This window comes from Streptomyces sp. ST2-7A, assembly GCF_021390475.1.
GTDB lineage: Bacteria > Actinomycetota > Actinomycetes > Streptomycetales > Streptomycetaceae > Streptomyces.
Genome location: NZ_JAJUWS010000006.1, coordinates 156,757 through 174,633 on the forward strand (window position 1 = coordinate 156,757; position 17,877 = coordinate 174,633).

General features: G+C 72.6%; 15 protein-coding genes, 2 tRNA genes and 1 pseudogene. 2 read left to right on the plus strand and 16 right to left on the minus strand.

What is annotated here, in order from left to right; all coding sequences use genetic code 11:
• Position 1: 1 nt before the first annotated feature.
• The 12 genes and pseudogenes from secD to pgsA all read right to left on the minus strand — a co-directional run bounded on the left by secD (position 2) and on the right by pgsA (position 11,637).
• Complete coding sequence (gene secD, locus LZF96_RS05905) at positions 2–1,891, minus strand: protein translocase subunit SecD (protein ID WP_233866461.1); 1,890 nt, start codon at positions 1,889–1,891, stop codon at positions 2–4.
• A 138-nt stretch (positions 1,892–2,029) separates the two neighbouring features.
• The gene (yajC, locus tag LZF96_RS05910; RefSeq protein WP_308294154.1) at positions 2,030–2,539 is read right to left on the minus strand and encodes a preprotein translocase subunit YajC; all 510 of its coding nucleotides are present in this window, start codon (positions 2,537–2,539) and stop codon (positions 2,030–2,032) included.
• 196 nt (positions 2,540–2,735) lie between these two features.
• Positions 2,736–3,866: a Holliday junction branch migration DNA helicase RuvB gene (gene ruvB, locus LZF96_RS05915; RefSeq protein WP_233866463.1), complete on the minus strand. Its 1,131-nt coding sequence runs from the start codon at positions 3,864–3,866 to the stop codon at positions 2,736–2,738.
• A complete protein-coding gene (gene ruvA, locus LZF96_RS05920; RefSeq protein WP_233866465.1) occupies positions 3,863–4,504 on the minus strand; it encodes a Holliday junction branch migration protein RuvA in 642 nt (213 codons plus the stop codon). Before ruvA ends, ruvB begins: the two co-directional genes overlap by 4 nt.
• The gene (gene ruvC / locus LZF96_RS05925) at positions 4,501–5,052 is read right to left on the minus strand and encodes a crossover junction endodeoxyribonuclease RuvC (RefSeq protein ID WP_233866467.1); all 552 of its coding nucleotides are present in this window, start codon (positions 5,050–5,052) and stop codon (positions 4,501–4,503) included. The genes ruvA and ruvC overlap by 4 nt, the downstream gene beginning before the upstream one ends.
• 326 nt (positions 5,053–5,378) lie before the next feature.
• Positions 5,379–6,131 carry a YebC/PmpR family DNA-binding transcriptional regulator gene (locus LZF96_RS05930; protein ID WP_233866469.1) on the minus strand — a complete coding sequence of 251 codons (753 nt, stop codon included), beginning with the start codon at positions 6,129–6,131 and terminating at the stop codon, positions 5,379–5,381.
• A gap of 192 nt (positions 6,132–6,323) precedes the next feature.
• Positions 6,324–6,902: pseudogene (gene pdxT / locus LZF96_RS05935) on the minus strand (pyridoxal 5'-phosphate synthase glutaminase subunit PdxT); the annotation flags it as partial.
• 101 nt (positions 6,903–7,003) lie between these two features.
• On the minus strand, positions 7,004–7,933 hold the full coding sequence (gene pdxS / locus LZF96_RS05940) for a pyridoxal 5'-phosphate synthase lyase subunit PdxS (RefSeq protein ID WP_267940516.1): 930 nt from the start codon (positions 7,931–7,933) through the stop codon (positions 7,004–7,006).
• 235 nt (positions 7,934–8,168) lie between these two features.
• Positions 8,169–8,702 (minus strand): hypothetical protein, encoded by a 534-nt coding sequence (locus LZF96_RS05945; protein WP_233866471.1) that lies wholly within the window; start codon positions 8,700–8,702, stop codon positions 8,169–8,171.
• A 21-nt stretch (positions 8,703–8,723) separates the two neighbouring features.
• The gene (locus tag LZF96_RS05950; RefSeq protein WP_233866638.1) at positions 8,724–9,911 is read right to left on the minus strand and encodes a glycosyltransferase family 4 protein; all 1,188 of its coding nucleotides are present in this window, start codon (positions 9,909–9,911) and stop codon (positions 8,724–8,726) included.
• Between the two features lie 65 nt (positions 9,912–9,976).
• Entirely contained in the window at positions 9,977–10,906 is a 930-nt protein-coding gene (locus LZF96_RS05955) for a phosphatidylinositol mannoside acyltransferase (RefSeq protein ID WP_233866473.1), read from the minus strand.
• Positions 10,903–11,637: a phosphatidylinositol phosphate synthase gene (gene pgsA, locus LZF96_RS05960; RefSeq protein ID WP_233866475.1), complete on the minus strand. Its 735-nt coding sequence runs from the start codon at positions 11,635–11,637 to the stop codon at positions 10,903–10,905. Before pgsA ends, LZF96_RS05955 begins: the two co-directional genes overlap by 4 nt.
• A 324-nt stretch (positions 11,638–11,961) precedes the next feature.
• Between pgsA and LZF96_RS05965 the strand changes: the two genes are divergently transcribed.
• Positions 11,962–13,641 (plus strand): hypothetical protein, encoded by a 1,680-nt coding sequence (locus LZF96_RS05965; RefSeq protein WP_233866478.1) that lies wholly within the window; start codon positions 11,962–11,964, stop codon positions 13,639–13,641.
• A 183-nt stretch (positions 13,642–13,824) separates the two neighbouring features.
• On the opposite strand, the gene LZF96_RS05970 is transcribed toward LZF96_RS05965, so the two are convergent.
• From LZF96_RS05970 to LZF96_RS05985, 4 genes are all read right to left on the minus strand, one after another.
• Positions 13,825–14,451, minus strand: a complete 627-nt coding sequence (locus LZF96_RS05970) for an HIT domain-containing protein (protein WP_233866481.1) — start codon at positions 14,449–14,451, stop codon at positions 13,825–13,827.
• Positions 14,452–14,528: 77 nt separating this feature from the next.
• The gene (gene thrS, locus LZF96_RS05975; protein WP_233866483.1) at positions 14,529–16,508 is read right to left on the minus strand and encodes a threonine--tRNA ligase; all 1,980 of its coding nucleotides are present in this window, start codon (positions 16,506–16,508) and stop codon (positions 14,529–14,531) included.
• Positions 16,509–16,693: 185 nt separating this feature from the next.
• Positions 16,694–16,765: transfer RNA gene (locus LZF96_RS05980), tRNA-Val, on the minus strand.
• Between the two features lie 254 nt (positions 16,766–17,019).
• Positions 17,020–17,091: transfer RNA gene (locus tag LZF96_RS05985), tRNA-Val, on the minus strand.
• 263 nt (positions 17,092–17,354) lie between these two features.
• Here LZF96_RS05985 and LZF96_RS05990 point away from each other — a divergent pair.
• A complete protein-coding gene (locus LZF96_RS05990) occupies positions 17,355–17,768 on the plus strand; it encodes an SsgA family sporulation/cell division regulator (protein ID WP_233866485.1) in 414 nt (137 codons plus the stop codon).
• Positions 17,769–17,877: the final 109 nt, after the last annotated feature.

Here is a 17,877-nt window from a genome sequence, read left to right on the forward strand (position 1 = left end):
CTCAGGCCTCCTTCGGTTCGGCGGTGACGGGGACCGGACGACGGCCGGTGCGACGGATCGGTGGCCTGGCCCCGAGGCGCTTGGGGTCGAGACCGGACCACTTGTGGCCCCTGGCGAAGAACTTGCGGCGCCCGGCCAGGGTCAGCATCGGCTTGGTGAGCAGGAACACGATGAGCAGGTCCAGGGCGGTGGTCAGGCCGAGCACGAAGGCGAAGCCCTGCACCGAGCCGACCGAGACCAGGAAGAGCACGATCGCGGAGAGGAAGGAGACCACGTCGGAGACGATGATCGTGCGGCGGGCCCGGGGCCAGCCGCGCTCGATCGCGGCCCGGATCGGCCGCCCCGCCCGCACCTCGTCACGGACCCGTTCGAAGTAGACGATGAACGAGTCCGCCGTGATGCCGACGGCCACGATGGCGCCGCAGATGGCCGGCAGGCTCAGCGCGAAGCCGATCGCCGGGCCGAGCAGCGTCATGATCACGTAGGTCAGCCCCGCCATCAGGATGAGGCTGGAGACCGCGATCACGGACAGGGCCCGGTAGTAGAAGACCAGGTAGCCCACGACCAGGGCCAGACCGATACCGCCGGCGATCAGACCGGCGCGCAGCTGCTCGCTGCCCAACGTCGGGGAGACCGTGTTGACGTTGGCGATCTCGAAGGTGATCGGCAGGGCGCCGAACTTCAGGACGTTGGCCAGCGCGCCGGCGGTCTCGGAGTCGAAGTTGCCCTGGATCATGGCGCTGCCGCCGCCCAGCCGCTCGGAGACGCGGGGTGCGGAGCGGACCTCGCCGTCGAGGACGATGGCGAACTGGTTGCGGGGCTCGAACTCGGTGGCCAACTGGGCCGTGATGTCCGCGAACTTGCGGGCACCCTCCGAGTTGAAGTCCATGGTGACGATCCAGCCCAGGCCCTGCTGGGTGTCGTAGACCGAGTCGGCGCCGGTGATGTCGGTGCCGGGCACGGCCACCGGGCCGAGCTCGTACTTGTAGAAGCCCTCCTCGTCGCAGGCGACGATCGGGTTCTCGTCGGGGGCGTCGGCCGCGGCCGAACGGGCCTCCTGGCGGGCCTCGGGGGTGGAGCAGTCCAGGGCGGCGAGTTCGGCGGCGAGACCGGACTCGGCCTCGGGGAGCTCGAAGCCCTCCTCGCCCTCACCCGGGGCACCGTCCTCCTCGGACTCCTCGCCGTCCTCCTGCGCGGTCCCCTCATCGGTGCCGTCGGTCTCCTCGACGGCCTCGTCGGTGGTCTCGTCGGTACGGAAGGAGGCGTTGGTGACGGTTGTCGCGCCGGCGGGGGCGCCGGGGGCCCGCAGGCTCTGGTCGGTGGAGTCGCCGTCGTTCTCCCCGGACTCCTCCCCCGACTCCTCCGCGTCGCCCTCGGTTCCGGGCTCCTCGGCGGTCTCACCGTCGCCCTCCCCGTTCTCGGCGTCACCGGGTTCCCCGCCCTCCTCACCCTCGGGGAGGGTGAAGGCGGGCTGTACCGAGAGCACCTGGCGGAAGCCGAGCTGGGCGGTGGTGCCGACCTGCTCGCGGGCCTGTGTCTCATCGGTGCCCTGCGGGATGTTCACCACGATGTTGCGGTCGCCCTGGGACTGGACGGTGGCCTCGGAGACACCCAGCCCGTTGACCCGGCGCTCGATGATGTCCACGGCCGTGGCGAGGTTCTCCTCGGTGACGGCCCCGTCGTTCCGGGAGTCCTCGGTGGCGCTCAGCGTGATGCTCGTGCCCCCCGCCAGGTCGATGCCCAGGCGGGGGGTGTTGGCACCGGTGAGGAACATGCCACCGGTGAGGAGCACCGCCAGCAGCGACAGCGCAAGCAGGGCGCGGCCGGGCTTGGCCTGCGAGGACCTGAGGTCCTTCCTGGGGGACCTGAAGTCCTGATTCGGTCCAGCCACCTTCTCGTCTTCTCTCTGTCCAGCGGCCCGCGCCCGGTGATCGCGGCACGGCTCGGCGGGTGTCGGCGGTTGTGAACGGGGTGTGGGGGAGGGTCCCGTGGGGCGGCGACCGACGACGGGTCGGCGCCACCCGGCGGATCAGGACCGGGGCCCGTTCCCGTCGTCCTCGGCGGAGCCGTCGCGGCGATCGCGCCGGGGGGTGTCGTCCCCGGCCTCGCCGGCGGGGGCCTCACCGGCGGCGTCGGTCGGTTTGTCCAGCCCGACCGGCTCGTCCCGCTCGCCGTCGGCGGGGCGGTCGGCGCCCTCCCCACCCGTCAGCGAGGAGGCGTCGTCGGGAACCACGGGGGTCTCACCGTCGTCCTCCGGCCAGGGCTCGTCGTTGACGATCCTCCGATACTCGTCGGCGTCGAGCACGGCGGCGATCGAGCTCTTGACGTAGAGCGCGGGCACCCCCGGAGCGACCTCCAGCAGCACGGAGTCCTCGCGGACCTCCTTGACCAGTGCGTACATGCCGCCGATGGTCCGGACACCGGTGCCCGGTTCCATCGCATCGCGCATTTCCATCATCTGGCGCTGCTTGTTTCGGGCCGAACGGGACATGAGAAGCATGACGCCGATCAGCAGGATGAGCGGGAGGAAGAGTTCCACGGCGGAGGTTATTCCTTCATGTGACCGATGTGACGTGGCCTGGCGTGTGGGTGGACGGTCCCGGCCCCGGGGCCGGCATCGGCGCAGTCTAAGCGAGGCCTTACCGGCGTAACAACGTCGTGGACACCGCGTAAGTTCCGTTCCGATGGCTCCCACCGTACGGCGTGCCCCGCCGCGACGGGGTACGCGCCGGGGCTCACTCCTCGAACAGACCACCGCCCGGCGACTCCCCGCGCTGCCGCGGCGGGGCGAGTCCCATGTGGTTCCAGGCGGCCGGAGTGGCGACCCGACCACGTGGTGTACGGGCCAGCAGCCCCTCCCTGACCAGGAAGGGCTCGGCCACCTCCTCCACCGTCTCGCGCTCCTCCCCCACCGCGACGGCGAGCGTGGAGAGGCCCACCGGCCCGCCGGTGAAAAGCCGCAGCAGGGCGTCGAGCACCGAGCGGTCCAGACGGTCCAGACCGCGCTCGTCCACCTCGTAGACCTCCAGCGCCGCGGCGGCGATCCCCCGGGTGATGACACCGTCGCCCTTCACCTGGGCGTAGTCGCGCACCCGTCGCAGCAGCCGGTTGGCGATCCGCGGGGTGCCCCGCGACCGCCCGGCGATCTCGGCGGCCCCCTCCGCGCGGACCTCCACGTTCAGCAGACCGGCGGACCGGTGGATCACCCGTTCCAGCTCCGCCGGCGCGTAGAACTCCATGTGCGCGGTGAAGCCGAAGCGGTCGCGCAGCGGTGGCGGCAGGAGGCCGGCCCGGGTGGTGGCGCCGACCAGCGTGAAGGGGGGCAGCTCCAGCGGGATGGCCGTGGCGCCCGGCCCCTTCCCGACGATGACGTCGACCCGGAAGTCCTCCATCGCCATGTAGAGCATCTCCTCGGCGGGCCGGGACATGCGATGGATCTCGTCGAGGAAGAGGATCTCGCCCTCCTGGAGGGAGGAGAGGATCGCCGCCAGGTCGCCGGCGTGCTGGATGGCCGGTCCGGAGCTGATCCGGATGGGGGCCTCCATCTCGGCGGCGATGATCATGGAGAGGGTGGTCTTGCCCAGGCCGGGGGCCCCGGAGAGCAGCACGTGGTCGGCGGTCGCGCCCCGGGCGCGGGCGGCCTTCAACACCAAATCCAGCTGGCCGCGCACCCGCTCCTGTCCGATGAACTCACCGAGGTCGCGGGGGCGCAGCGCGGCCTCCACGGCGCGGTCCTCACCATCCGGGGCCGCGGCGACCAATCGGTCCCGCGCGTCCTCCCCGGAGCCGGGGTCCTCCCCGCCGTACCCGTACCGGTGGGCGGTCTCCTCGGGAGCTCCCCGCGATCCGTCCGGAAAGCCGCTCATCCGGACCTCCTGGCACCGAGTCGGCGCAGCGCGGCGCGCAGCAGGACGGGCAGTTCGGGCCGGGCCCCCTCGGCGAGGCGGGCCGCGGCCTCGGGCTCGACCTCGCGCACCCCGAGGTCGGCCTCGCGCGCGGACCATCCCAGACCGGTGAGGGCCGCGTGCAACTGCTCCTCCCAGGAGGTCGTCGGCGTCGCGGCGCCGGCGGGCCCGCCGGCGGGCCCGCCGGCGACCCCGACGGGAGCCCCCAGCCGGTCGCGGAGTTCCAGGAGGAGCTTCTGCGCGCCCTTCTTCCCGATGCCGGGGACGGCGGTGAGCGCCTTCTCGTCGCCGGTGGCGACCGCCCGTCGCAGGTCGTCGGGACGGTGCACGGCGAGCATCGCCTGGGCGAGTCGGGGACCGACCCCTCCGGCGGTCTGGAGCAGTTCGAAGGTCTGCCGGGCGTCCTCGTCGGGGAAGCCGTACAGGGTCAGGGAGTCCTCCCGCACCACCAGCGAGGTGGCGAGGCGGGCGGGCTCGCCCACCCGCAGGCCGGAGAGGGTGTCAGGGGTGCAACGGACGCTGATACCGACCCCGCCCACCTCCACGACGGCGGCGTCGGGGCCCAGCGCGGCGACGGGTCCGGCTACGGAGGCGATCATGGGCGGGTGTCCTCGGGGAGTCGGGCGGGAGCGGCGCGCCGGGCCCCGGCGCGGGCGCGCTCCAGGCGATCGCGGGCGGGGGCGCGCCAGATGTGGCAGATCGCCAACGCCAGGGCGTCGGCGGCGTCGGCGGGTGTGGGCGGGGCGGGGAGCCGGAGCAGGCGGGCCACCATGGCCCCGACCTGCGCCTTGTCGGCGCGTCCGTTACCGGTGACGGCCGCCTTGATCTCGCTGGGGGTGTGCAGCGCCACCGGCAGATCCCGACGCGCCGCGCAGAGCATGGCGACCGCGGCGGCCTGGGCGGTCCCCATGACGGTGCTGACGTTGTGCTGGCTGAAGACGCGCTCGACGGCGACACAGTCCGGTCGGTGCTCCTCCAGCCACGCCTCCACCCCCCGCTCGACCTCCAGCAGGCGCGACGGGATCGGGGCGTCGGCCGAGGTGCGCACGACCCCGAAGGCGGCCATGCGCAGGGGGCGTCCCGGTGTTCCCTCGACCACGCCGAGACCGCACCGGGTGAGCCCCGGATCCACTCCGAGTACCCGCACTCCGTCGTCCTCCCCTGGTTGCCGTTGTTTCCCGGGCCGGGCCCGGTGGCGACGGGTCCGTCCCGACGGTCCCCCGTCCGGCGGGCCCGGGCACCCACCCCGATGGTCACCGGTGGACCACGGGGGCACCCCTCCGGGGTCGGCCGCGCGCGCCGGGCCCTGCCGGCAGGTTAACGCCCACCTCCGACAATCGCCCGCGGCCGGGGGCGGCGCGGCGCGCGCCGACGCCCCGCCGCCGGGGAACCCGGTGACGGGGCGGTGACGTCCCACCGGTCGCGACGGACCGGGAGGGGCGACGGACACCCGAACGGGACGTGCCGGGGGCCTCAGGCGTCGACAGCCGCCATGATCTCGTCCGAGACGTCGAAGTTGGCGAAGACGTTCTGGACGTCGTCGCTGTCCTCGAGGGCGTCGATCAGTTTGAAGATCTTCCGGGCCCCCTCCTCGTCCAACTGCACCTGCATGGTGGGGACGAAGTTCGCGTCCGCGGAGTCGTAGTCGATGCCCGCCTCCTGGAGCGCGGTGCGCACCGCCACCAGGTCGGTGGCCTCGCTGAGCACCTCGAAGGTCTCACCGAGGTCGTTGACCTCCTCGGCACCCGCCTCCAGGACCGCCGCGAGAACGTCGTCCTCGGTGAGCCCGGCACGCGGGACGATGACCACTCCCTTGCGGTGGAAGAGGTAGGAGACCGAGCCGGGGTCGGCCATCGACCCGCCGTTGCGGGTCATCGCGACCCGGACGTCGGAGGCCGCCCGATTGCGGTTGTCGGTCAGGCACTCGATGAGGACCGCGACCCCGTTGGGGCCGTAGCCCTCGTACATGATCGTCTCGTAGTCGGCGCCGCCGGCCTCGAGACCCGCGCCGCGCTTGACCGCGCTGTCGATGTTCTTGTTGGGGACCGAACTCTTCTTGGCCTTCTGGATGGCGTCGTACAGGGTGGGGTTGCCGTCCGGGTCGGCGCCCCCCATCCGCGCCGCGACCTCGATGTTCTTGATCAGCTTGGCGAAGAGCTTGCCGCGCTTGGCATCGATCACGGCCTTCTTGTGCTTGGTGGTTGCCCACTTGGAGTGGCCGGACACAGCCTCGCCCCTTCGATGTCACCTACGAACCGACCCGCCGATCCTACCTCCGGACGTTCACCCCGCCGGTACCGCGCGGCCCCGTTCCGGTCGGCCGGTCGTCCCCGGGGCGCGATCGGCACGGATCACGGTCGGTTCGACGGGGTCGGTCGCGTCGGCCGCGGCCGGGGTCCCGGCGGCGTCGAGGACCTCACGGACCATGTCCACGAAGAGGCCGTGCACCCGGTGGTCGCCGGTCAGCTCGGGGTGGAAGGCGGTGGCCAGCAGACGCCCGGCCCGCACCGCCACGGGGTGTCCGGCGTGGACCGCCAGCACCTCGACGGTCGGACCGGCGCGCTCCACCCACGGGGCGCGGATGAACACGCCCTCCACGGGGCCGCCCCCGACGCCCTCCATCACGACCGCGGCCTCGAAGGACTCGTTCTGCCGTCCGAAGGCGTTGCGCCGCACGGTGATGTCGAGACCGCCGATGGTGCGCTGCCCCGAACGGGGATCCTCGATGGCGTCGGCGAGCAGGATCATCCCGGCGCAGGAGCCGTAGGCGGGCATCCCCGCCGCCACCCGCGCGCGCAGCGGCTCCAGCAGGTCGAAGGCCTCCGCCAGCTTGGAGATGGTGGTGGACTCTCCGCCGGGGATCACCAGCGCGTCCACGGTCGCCAGTTCGGCGGGGCGGCGCACCGGGACGGCGCGGCCCCCCGCCGCCCCGAGGGCGGCGAGGTGTTCGCGGACATCGCCCTGGAGGGCGAGGACACCGATGACGGGCGTGGACACGGGGTCGCACCTTTCCCGGGGGGAGACCCCGGACGAAGTGTTGCGGGCTGTGGGCACGGACGAGGGGGACGGCGGGCGGGGGTACCCGCCCGCCGTCGGGTTCACCAGCCGCGCGAGGCGTAGCGCTCGCTCTCGGGCAGGGTGTCGCAGTTGATGCCGACCATGGCCTCGCCGAGCTTGCGGGAGACCTCGGCGATCACCTTGGGGTCGTCGTGGAAGGTGGTGGCCTTGACGATGGCGGCGGCCCGCCGGGCCGGGTCGCCGGACTTGAAGATGCCCGAGCCGACGAAGACGCCCTCGGCGCCCAGCTGCCGCATCAGGGCGGCGTCGGCCGGGGTGGCCACACCGCCGGCGGAGAACAGCACCACCGGCAGTTTGCCGAGGGAGGCGACCTCGGCTACCAGCTCGTAGGGCGCGCGCAGTTCCTTGGCCGCGGCGTACAGCTCGTGGTTGTCCAGACCCTTCAGACGGGCGATCTCGCCACGGATCTGCCGCAGGTGACGCACCGCCTCGACGACGTTGCCGGTACCGGCCTCTCCCTTGGAGCGGATCATCGCCGCCCCCTCGGCGATCCGGCGCAGGGCCTCGCCCAGGTTGGTGGCCCCGCAGACGAAGGGGGTGGTGAAGGACCACTTGTCGCTGTGGTTGACCTCGTCGGCCGGGGTGAGCACCTCGGACTCGTCGATGTAGTCCACGCCGAGCGCCTGGAGCACCTGCGCCTCGACGAAGTGGCCGATGCGGGACTTGGCCATCACCGGGATGGAGACGGCCTCGATGATGCCCTCGATCATCTCCGGGTCGGACATGCGGGCCACGCCGCCGTCCTTGCGGATGTCGGCGGGCACCCGCTCCAGGGCCATGACGGCGACGGCACCGGCGTCCTCGGCGATGCGCGCCTGCTCGGGGGTGACCACGTCCATGATCACGCCGCCCTTGAGCTGCTCGGCCATGCCTCGCTTGACCCGGGCGGTGCCGGTTCCGGGGGCGCCGGTGGTGGAGATGTCGGAGGGGGTGGGAGACGTGCTGGACAAGGGTGTCGACCTCGCTCGTCGGTGTCGGGGGGCCGCGGGTTCCGACGGGCCCCGGGAATCTCGGAACATGTCACCGGCCCGGCGGCGGTACCGCTCCGGAAGCCCGGGTCGCGACGGATCCGGGACCGGTGGACGGGAACCGGACCACGTTCGATGACACCCCGGGGGCGGCATCGCGCGGAAGGGCCAATCCCGGGCAAGTGGACCGCTCGCCGGTGTCGGGCCGGCGCCGGTCTCAGCCGATGACCAGCAGTTCCGGCGGCTCGTCGTCCATCTCGAAGGCGGGCGGGAAGGGCGCGCGGCCGGCGAGGCGGAACCATCGCACCGCGCGCTGGCGACGCAGGGCGCGGACCGAGCGCACGGCGTCGTTGTGGAAACGGCGGGCCATCGGCACCCGGCGTACGGCGGCTGTCAGCTCGTCCAGGGCGGCCGGACCGCCCGGTGCGGCGCGGACGGCGGCGAGTTGGTCGGGATCGGCCAGCACCGCCCGCAGGGCCTGGCTGAGTTCGCTCTCGGCGACCTCGCGGCTCTCCTCCTCCACCTGCCGGGCGTCGTGCGCCGCACGGTAGAGCACCATCGAGGCGGCCGGGTCCAGCAACCCGGCGGTGGCGATCTCCTGGGCGACGGAGGCGCGCCGCAGCAGTTGCGCGTCGAGGGCCGCCCGGGCGGCGTCGATACGGGCGTGCAACCGATCCAGGCGGCCCGCCGTCCAGCTCAGGTAGACGCCGATCGCCAGCAGGGCGACAAGGGCCCAGATCACGGTGGTCACGGGGAGGAAGACTACCGTCGGCTATCGGCGGGCCCATCGGCGCGGGGGGTCGTCCCCGACGAGCCGGGCGGCCCGCTCCGCGGCCTCCGCCGCCTCGGCAGCCACCACCTCCGCACCCTCGGTGACGGTCTCGTAGACCGCCAGGACCTCGGCGCCCACGGTCTCCCAGTCGAAGCGACGGACATGTCGGGAGGCCCGCTCGCGCAGTGCGGCGCGGCGCGCCGGGTCCCCCAGCAGCCGGATGGCGGCCGTCGCCAGGGCGTCGTCGTCACCGGTGGGGAAGAGTTCCCCGGCCGCGCCGCCGTCCAGGACCCGGGCGAAGGCGTCCAGGTCGCCGGCGAGCACCGGCGCGCCGGCCGACATCGCCTCGACCAGGATGATGCCGAAGCTCTCGCCGCCCGTGTTGGGGGCCACGTAGAGATCCACGCTGCTCAGCAAGCGGGCCTTCTCCTCGTCATCGATCATGCCGAGGAAGACCACCCGCTCGCGGACCCGGGGTTCCAGGCCCTTCAGCGCCTCGTCGGTGTCGCCCCGGCCGGCGACCAGTAGTCGAGTGGCGGGCCGTTCCTCCAGGATGCGCGGCAGGGCCCGGGTGAGGACGGGCAGTCCCTTGCGGGGTTCGTCGATGCGACCGATGAAGCCGATGGTGTCGCCCTGCCACTCGGGGCGGGGCTCGGCCCGGGCGAAGAAGTCGACGTCCACGCCGTTGGGGATGACCACCGCGTCGCCGCCGAGGTGTTCCACCAGGGTGCGGCGGGCGTACTCGCTGACGGCGATCCGCGCGCTGATCTTCTCCAGGGCGGTCTGGAGCAGCGGGTAGGCGGCGACCATGGCCCGCGAGCGCGGGTTGGAGGTGTGGAAGGTCGCCACGATGGGTCCCCGGGCGACCCAGCAGGCGAGCAGTCCCAGGGAGGGGGCGGTCGGTTCGTGGACGTGCAACACGTCGAAGTCGCCGTCGTGCACCCAGCGGCGGACCCGGGCGGCGGAGAGGAAACCGAAGTTGAGGCGGGCGACCGAGCCGTTGTAGGGCACCGGCACCGCCCGGCCGGCGGAGACCGCGCCGGGGGGCAGGTCGGTGTCGTCGTCGGCGGGGGTCAGGACCGAGACCCGGTGACCGCGGCGGCGCAGGTGCTCGGCGAGGTCCCGGACGTGGAACTGCACACCGCCGGGGATGTCCCAGGCGTACGGGCAGACGATGCCGATGGACAGCACGCGCCCGGTGGGACGGGGCGCGACGGGACCCTCGGAGCGCCGTTGGGGGCCGGCCGGGGAGCTCATGCGTCCGTCTTCCCCTCGTGGCGGGCGGCGGCCCGGGCGGCGCGGTCCCGGGGCCAGAACGGCTGGAGCATGTGCCAGTCCTCCGGATGGGCGGCGATCCCCTCCTCGAAGCGGGCGGCCATCTCCCGGGTCATGATCAGGGCCGCCTCCTCGCGGGTCGCCGCCTCCTCCGGGCCGGGGACCCGCACGGCGGGGTGGACCCGGCCGCGCAACATCGGACCGTCGTACCACAGGGAGGCCGGCAGCAGGTCGGCGCCGGTCTGCCGGGCGAGTTTGGCCGGACCCAGCGGGAAGCGGGCGGTCTCGCCGAAGAACTCGACCTCCCCGCCGGAGCCCGTCAGGTCCCGGTCGGCGACCAGGGCGACCAGTCCCCCGGCCCGCAGGCGGCGGGCGAGGACCCCGAGGGCGGCGCCACCGGTGTGGGGCAGCACCTCCATGCCCAGGCTCTCCCGGTGGGCGACGAAGCGGTCGTAGAGGCTCTCCGGCCGGAGGCGTTCGGCCACCGTGGTGAGGGGCACCTTCAGCACGGTGGTGCCCCAGGCCCCGGCGAGGTCCCAGTTGGCCAGGTGGGGCAGGGCCATGACCACTCCGCGGCCGGCGGCGAGGGCGTCGGAGACCCGCTCGATCCCCTCCACCCGCACGCTCCGCTCGATGCGCCCGGGGCTCCACACCGGCAGACGGAAGGACTCCGTCCAATACCGCAGGTAGGAGCGCATCCCCAACCGGGAGAGCTCCCGGAGGCCCTCGGGGCCGGCGTCGGGCACCACCCGGGCGAGGTTCGCCTCGAGTTGGCGGACGGCGGGTCCCCGGCGTCGCCAGGCGGTGTCGGCGACACGGCGGCCCAGGGCCGTGGCGGTGCGTTCGGGCATCCGGCGGACGGCGGTCCAGGCCAGCGCGTATCCGGCGTCGGTCAGGCGCTCCCTCATGCCTCCCGGCTCCCCGGCGTCCGTTCGGCGGTGTCGCCGGGCGGGTCGGTGGCCTCCGGGCCGGTGGTCACCGGGTCGACGGGGGCGTCGGCCGCCTCCGCGGCGTCCGCGGCGGCCGCCTCCCGCCGAACGGTGACCATCCGCTGGATCAGCGTGATCAGACTGCCCACGGCGACCACCCACAGGGCGATCGGCAGCAGGACGTCGATGTGCGGCACCCCGAAGATCGTGAAACCGGAGAGTCCGGTCAGCACGAGCGTGACGGTCAACCGCTCGGCACGCTCGACCAGGCCGTTGACCCGCACCGGGAGGCCGATGCTCTCGCCCCGTGCCTTGGTGTAGGACACCACCTGTCCGGAGGCCAGACAGAAGATGGCGATCCCGCACAGCAGCAGGTCGTCGCCCCGACCGGCGAACCACAGGGCGATGCCCGCGAAGACGGCGGCGTCGGCGAGACGGTCCAGCGTGGAGTCCAGGAAGGCCCCCCACCGACTGGAGACGCCGGATTGACGGGCCATCGTGCCGTCGACCAGGTCGGAGAAGACGAAGAGCGTGATGACGACCGTGCCCCAGAAGAACTCGCCCCGGGGGTAGAAGGCGAGTGCCCCGCCGATCACACCGGCGGTGCCGACCAGGGTGACGGCGTCGGGGCTGACCCGCAGCCGGAGCAGCAGGACGGCGAAGGGCGTGATCACACGCGTGAAGAACGCACGCGCGTACCTGTTGAGCATGGCCTTCCCGGGGATTCGGGGACGGGCCGGCGGCCACACGGACACCGGGGGCCCCATCGTAGCCGGCGGACCCGCCGGCGGAAGCGCCGGCCCGCCCCCATCGCGCCCCGGGTCGGCACCGACGCGCCCCCGGCCGGCCGGAAGGCACGCGGCCACGGCCGGGGAACGGCTGCCCCGGGGGGTGACCGACCGCTACCCTGGTGGGGGATCCGACGCCCCGTCGGAGACCGGGACGAACCCGCCGGGGCGGGGCGGGATTTCATCCCCTCCACCGGGGGAAGACCGTTCCCGGACCCGTGACCGGCTCGACCCAGGGGGTGAACCATGGCGGGGTTCGAGGACCTCAAGGCAGCGGCCGGGGTGGACTTCGATTTCAGCCCCGGGGCGCAGATCCCGCTCTCGGGGGCCGGTGGTGGCCAGACGCAGATCAGTTCGGCCCTGGCCGCGACGGCCTACCGGGACGGCGACGTCCGCTCCATCCTCGGGATCAACGACGGCGCGAAGGTGTCCGACGCGAGGATCTCGCTGCTGGAGCCCAACCTGGGCGAGGCCTTCACCCGGGCGATCGAGACCCGGATGCTGGCGCCGGACCGGGCCCCGTTGGTGCAGTCCTTCGGCGCCGAACCGCAGACGGTGGTCGAGCACACCCTGGCGGCCAAGCGGATCCGACGGCAGCGCGACCGCCGGCTGACCGCGATCATGGCGGTCCTCGGCATCCTGTTCCTGCCCGGCGTCCTGGTGTGGCTGGGCCTGTTCCAGTTGCGGCGCACCCTGGCCGGCGCGCAGGACAAACGGGCGGGCAGTCTGGGGATCGTGGCGCTGGCGGCCGTCTTCGTGCTGATCGTGCTGTTCGTCTACAGCCTGGAGATCGGCGGTCCGCTCCAGTTGTACGTCTGGGCCCTGCTGCCGGCGCCGATCGTCGGCTGGTTCCTGGCCCAGCGGGTGAGCGAGCGGGCGGCCCGGAACCTGCGGGCGCACTGGTCGGACCTGTTGGGCGGCGGAGGGTCCGGGGCCCGGGTGCCCGAGGCGGTGCCGCAGAACCCGAACGACTCGGAAGCCGAGCGGCTGCGCAAGGGACTGGCGAAGATCTCCGCCGAGCAGAGCAGCAACATGGTTCACTACGCCGGGCCGAAGGGAATCCTCGGCATGGGGCCGCGGTGGGGCCGCTGGAGCCTGGCCGAGGACCTCTTCCCCGCCGATCCGCAGGGCGACATGGACGGCTTCCGGGCCTGGGACGTGGCCCGCGCCATGTACGACGACCTGCGGATGGTCAACCGCGGTCCGCTGCACACCGGTGGCTTCCGCACCGCCCCGGAGATGACCCACTGGGTGGTGCGGCACGTGGGTGAGGGCGCCGGCGCGATCTCCCGCCCGGACGGACCGCACGCCGAGGGGTACAGCATGACCCCCATCGAGGTGCAGCGGATCTGCAACGAGGAGCACCACGGCGCCAACGACCGGCACTACCTGGGCGCGCGCTGGGTCATGCACGACGGCAACCTGGTGATCAACTACCTGACCCGGGTGAGCGTGCTGCACCGGGTGCTGCGGGTGGAGTTCAGCGCCTACGCCCTGGGACCGGTGAACGGCTTCTTCCTGCAGAAGCCCGCCGCGAAGAAGGCGAAGTCGCGGCACCCGTTCAAGCCGTGGAAGAAGGTGGAGCGGGAACTGCCCCTGGTGGATGTCAAGGAGGTGGTGCGGCTGGCCGCGCGCGCGCCCCTGACCTGGTTCCCCGCCGAGCTGGACAAGTGGGGCGGCAAGCTCTCGCTCCCCGAGCCGTTCGGGCTGCGGCACGTCTGGGCGGAGAAGCCCTGGCGGCACCGCTTCATGACCGACGACGCCCTGGAGACCACCACACCGGTGGTGCGCGAGGCCATGCGGTCGCTGCTGCGGGTCCTGCGGGAGAACCGGGTGAATGTGGGCCCCTTCGAGGCGAAGGTGAAGGGCATCAGCGGGGCGGTGGAGAACGCCGAGCCCAAGAGGCCCGACGAGATCAACATCTAGGGTCCTTCGACGCACCGCGTGCCCTCCCCACCCACCGGCGGGGAGGGCACGCGGTCAAGCTCGACGTCCCGGGTTCACCGATATGGGCGACGTACGGGGCCCGGGTGTGGTACCCCTTGATCCCGTCGGCCGGGCCCATCGGGCCGGGTCCGGCCGACGTGGTCGGTTCCCCGTACGCGCCCCTCAACGCCCGGGAGTCGAGGAGGTCGTCGTCGGCCAGGCCCCGGCGAGCAACTCCCTGGTGTCGGCGAGCAGTTGGGGCAGCACCCGGGTGTGGCCCACCACCGGCATGAAGTTGGCGTCGCCGCCCCAGCGCGGCACCACGTGCTGGTGCAGGTGAGCGGCGATCCCCGCCCCGGCCACAGCGCCCTGGTTGAGACCGATGTTGAAGCCGTGCGCGCCGGCGGCGGCCCGGATGGCCGTCATGGCGCGCTTGGTGAAATCGGCGACGCCGAGGGTCTCCGCGTCGGTCAGGTCGGTGTAGTCGGCGATGTGCCGATAGGGCACCACGAGCAGGTGTCCGCCGGTGTAGGGATAGAGGTTGAGCACCGCGTAGACCGCCTCGCCCCGGGCGACGATCAGCGCCTCCTCGTCGGAGCGGTCCGGCAGGCCGCAGAACGGACAGCCGTCCTCGGCGCGCGGCCCCGTCGGTTTCCCCTCGCCCCGGATGTACGCCATCCGGTGGGGGGTCCACAGGCGTTGGAAGTCGTCCGGGACGCCCACCCCCTCCTGTCGCCGGGGGCCGGGGGTCCCGTCCTCCCGTTCCCGTGCGGGCTGCTGTTCGGGCTCGCTGCTCATGCCGGTCAGCATATGACCGGTGGGGGCGCCCGAAGCGGGCTCCCCCACCGGTGGGAACGGGGTCGGGACGAGGGGTCCCGGCGTCGGGATCAGATCCGGGCGCGACTCCGAACGGCCTCGGCGATCTCGGCCAGGGCCTCCTCGCGCGGGATGCCGTTGCGCTGCGAGCCGTCCCGGTAGCGGAAGGAGACCGCCCCCGCCGCGGTGTCGTCGTCGCCGGCGATGACCATGAAGGGCACCTTGGCCCGCTGGGCGTTGCGGATCTTCTTCTGCATCCGGTCCGCCGAGGCGTCCACGTCCACCCGCAGCCCCATCTCCCGGGCCCGATCGGCGAACTCGCGCAGGTACGGCACGTGGGCGTCGCCGATCGGGATGCCGAGCGCCTGGACGGGGGCGAGCCAGGGCGGGAAGGCTCCCGCGTAGTGCTCCAGCAGTACCGCGAAGAACCGCTCGATGCTGCCGAACAGCGCGCGGTGGATCATCACCGGGCGCTGCCGGGAGCCGTCGTCGGCGGTGTACTCCAGGTCGAAACGCTCCGGCAGGTTGAAGTCGACCTGGATGGTGGACATCTGCCAGGTGCGGCCGATCGCGTCGCGGGCCTGGACGGAGATCTTCGGGCCGTAGAAGGCCGCCCCGGCCGGGTCCATGACCAGCTCGAGCCCCTGCTTGCCGGCGGCCCGGCGCAGCGCCTCGGTGGCCTCCTCCCAGTTCTCGTCCGAACCGATGGACTTCTCCGGGTCCCGGGTGGAGAGCTCGAGGTGGAAGTCCTCCAGGCCGTAATCGCGCAGCAGGTTCAGCACGAAGGTGAGCAGGCCGTCCAGCTCGCCGGCCATCTGCTCGCGGGTGCAGTAGATGTGCGCGTCATCCTGGGTGAAGCCGCGCGCCCGGGTGAGACCGTGCACCACGCCGGACTTCTCGTACCGGTATACCGTCCCGAACTCGAAGAGTCGCAGGGGCAACTCACGGTAGGAACGGCCCCGGGCACCGAAGATCAGGTTGTGCATCGGGCAGTTCATCGGCTTGAGGTAGTAGTCCTGGTGGCCGTCCAACCGCATGGGCGGGTACATGCCGTCGGCGTACCAGTCCAGGTGGCCCGAGCGCTGGAAGAGGTCGCCCTTGGTGGCGTGGGGGGTGTAGACGAACTCGTACCCCGCCTCCTCGTGCCGCCGCCGGGAGTAGTCCTCCATCACCCGGCGGATGATGCCGCCGCGGGGGTGGAAGACGGCCAGTCCGGAACCGATCTCCTCGGGGATGGAGAACAGGTCGAGCTCGGCGCCCAGGCGCCGGTGGTCCCGCTTCTCCGCCTCGGCGAGGAACTCCAGGTGTGCCTTGAGTTCGTCGCGGGTGGGCCAGGCGGTTCCGTAGATCCGCTGGAGCTGGGGGTTCTTCTCGCTGCCGCGCCAGTAGGCGGCGGCGGAGCGCATCAGCCGGAAGGCCGGGATCATCCGGGTGGTGGGCAGGTGGGGCCCCCGGCACAGGTCCTTCCAACACAACTCGCCGGTGCGGGCGTCCAGGTTGTCGTAGATCGTCAACTCGCCGGCGCCGACCTCCGCGGAGGCCCCCTCGGCGGCCTCGGCCGCCGATCCCTTGAGGCCGATCAGTTCCAGTTTGTAGGGCTCCTCGGCCAGCTCCGCGCGGGCCGCCTCCTCGCCCACCACCCGGCGGGAGAACCGCTGGCCCTTCTTGACGATCTCCTGCATCTTCTTCTCGACGCGCTTGAGGTCGTCGGGCTGGAAGGGCTCGGCGACGTCGAAGTCGTAGTAGAAGCCGTCCCGGATGGGTGGACCGATGCCCAGTCGGGCCCGGGGGAAGAGCTCCTGTACGGCCTGGGCGAGCACGTGGGCGGTGGAGTGCCGCAGGATGTCCAGGCCGTCCGGGGAGTCGATGGTCACCGGCTCGACCACCGCGCCCTCGGCCGGCTCGTGGGCCAGGTCCCGCAGGGTGCCGTCGACCCGCGCGGCGACGACGGCGCGATCGTCGGCGAAGAGTTCGGCCGCCGTCGTGCCCCCGGGCACCACCCGCTCCTCCGCCTCGGAATCGCGTTGGATGATCACCCGCACCTCGGACACCGGTCTCTCCTGACGTTCCACTTCGCGTCACTGCGCGCGGCGGGAGCGCCGCGCCGCACGCATCGTACCGATCCCGGGGAGCCGTCCGCCGCCCGGCGCCGTCGCCGCCGGGGTGCGCCGGTACGGGCCGGGGCCCGGCAACGACTTCGGGCCGGTCCGTCTGTGACGGACCGGCCCGCTTCCGGTGGGCGATACTGGGTTCGAACCAGTGACCTCTTCGGTGTGAACGAAGCGCTCTCCCGCTGAGCTAATCGCCCCGGGTGCCCTGCGGCACGGGAAGAACCATACAGGCAGCCTTCGCTGCGGCCAAATGCCCTCCCGACCGGGTCCTCTCGTCGACCCGGCGGTCGGCCGACAGGGGGTCGCGACGGTCCGACCGGCGCGCGGTCACGAGGGATCCGGTCGGAGGCACCGGAGCCCGGGGCCGCCGGCGGCCCCGGCGGGGCGTCGCGAAAGCACATCGAAGCAAAAGGGTCGGAGACCGTGTCCCCGACCCTTCACAGCGTGACGGTGGGCGATACTGGGATCGAACCAGTGACCTCTTCGGTGTGAACGAAGCGCTCTCCCGCTGAGCTAATCGCCCGCTGCGGGACCTACGTTACCGCACCTCGGAGGGGCCCTCGCACCATCCTTCGGGAGGCCGCCCCGGGCGCCCGGGGGATCCGCCCGCCGATCGGTCCCGTCCACAGCCATCGGGAGTAAGCCGACAAATACCACTCCTCCATTCGAATGGATTCAAACCTCGCAAACTTCCCAGAGTGGTTTACAACCACCGATTACGTGGCATCCCGATCTCGCCGACGTGCGAACCCCCGAGCGCACACTGAGCGAAAGGCCCTGGCGCTTATGAACACCACGGTCAGCTGCGAGCTGCACCTGCGCCTCGTCGTATCGAGCGAGTCCTCCCTGCCCGTCCCGGCCGGGCTGCGATACGACACGGCGGACCCCTACGCCGTCCACGCCACCTTCCACACCGGAGCCGAGGAAACCGTCGAATGGGTTTTCGCCCGGGACCTGCTGGCCGAGGGCCTGCACCGTCCCACCGGCACCGGTGACGTCCGGGTGTGGCCCTCCCGCAGTCACGGACAGGGAGTGGTGTGCATCGCCCTGAGCTCCCCGGAGGGCGAGGCCCTGCTCGAAGCCCCCGCCCGCGCACTGGAATCGTTCCTCCGGCGCACCGATTCCGCGGTGCCGCCCGGCACGGAACAGCGTCACTTCGACCTCGACACGGAGCTGTCCCACATCCTCGCCGAGAGTTGAAGCCGCCCGCGCGGCGCGACGTCCGACTCGGGGCGACGGCGCGCAGCGCGGTTCCACGGCACCGGGCGCCCCGCTTTCCGGTCACCGCCCCCGCGACCACGGGGACGGC

What these genes read in the sequence shown, in the direction of transcription:
- ruvB (WP_233866463.1), bottom strand. Translation starts at nt 3,866, where the DNA reads ATGAGCGGCTTTCCGGACGGATCGCGGGGAGCTCCCGAGGAGACCGCC.
- LZF96_RS05965 (WP_233866478.1), top strand. Translation starts at nt 11,962, where the DNA reads ATGGCGGGGTTCGAGGACCTCAAGGCAGCGGCCGGGGTGGACTTCGAT.
- ruvA (WP_233866465.1), bottom strand. Translation starts at nt 4,504, where the DNA reads ATGATCGCCTCCGTAGCCGGACCCGTCGCCGCGCTGGGCCCCGACGCC.
- LZF96_RS05955 (WP_233866473.1), bottom strand. Translation starts at nt 10,906, where the DNA reads ATGAGGGAGCGCCTGACCGACGCCGGATACGCGCTGGCCTGGACCGCC.
- LZF96_RS05970 (WP_233866481.1), bottom strand. Translation starts at nt 14,451, where the DNA reads ATGCTGACCGGCATGAGCAGCGAGCCCGAACAGCAGCCCGCACGGGAA.
- LZF96_RS05990 (WP_233866485.1), top strand. Translation starts at nt 17,355, where the DNA reads ATGAACACCACGGTCAGCTGCGAGCTGCACCTGCGCCTCGTCGTATCG.
- pgsA (WP_233866475.1), bottom strand. Translation starts at nt 11,637, where the DNA reads ATGCTCAACAGGTACGCGCGTGCGTTCTTCACGCGTGTGATCACGCCC.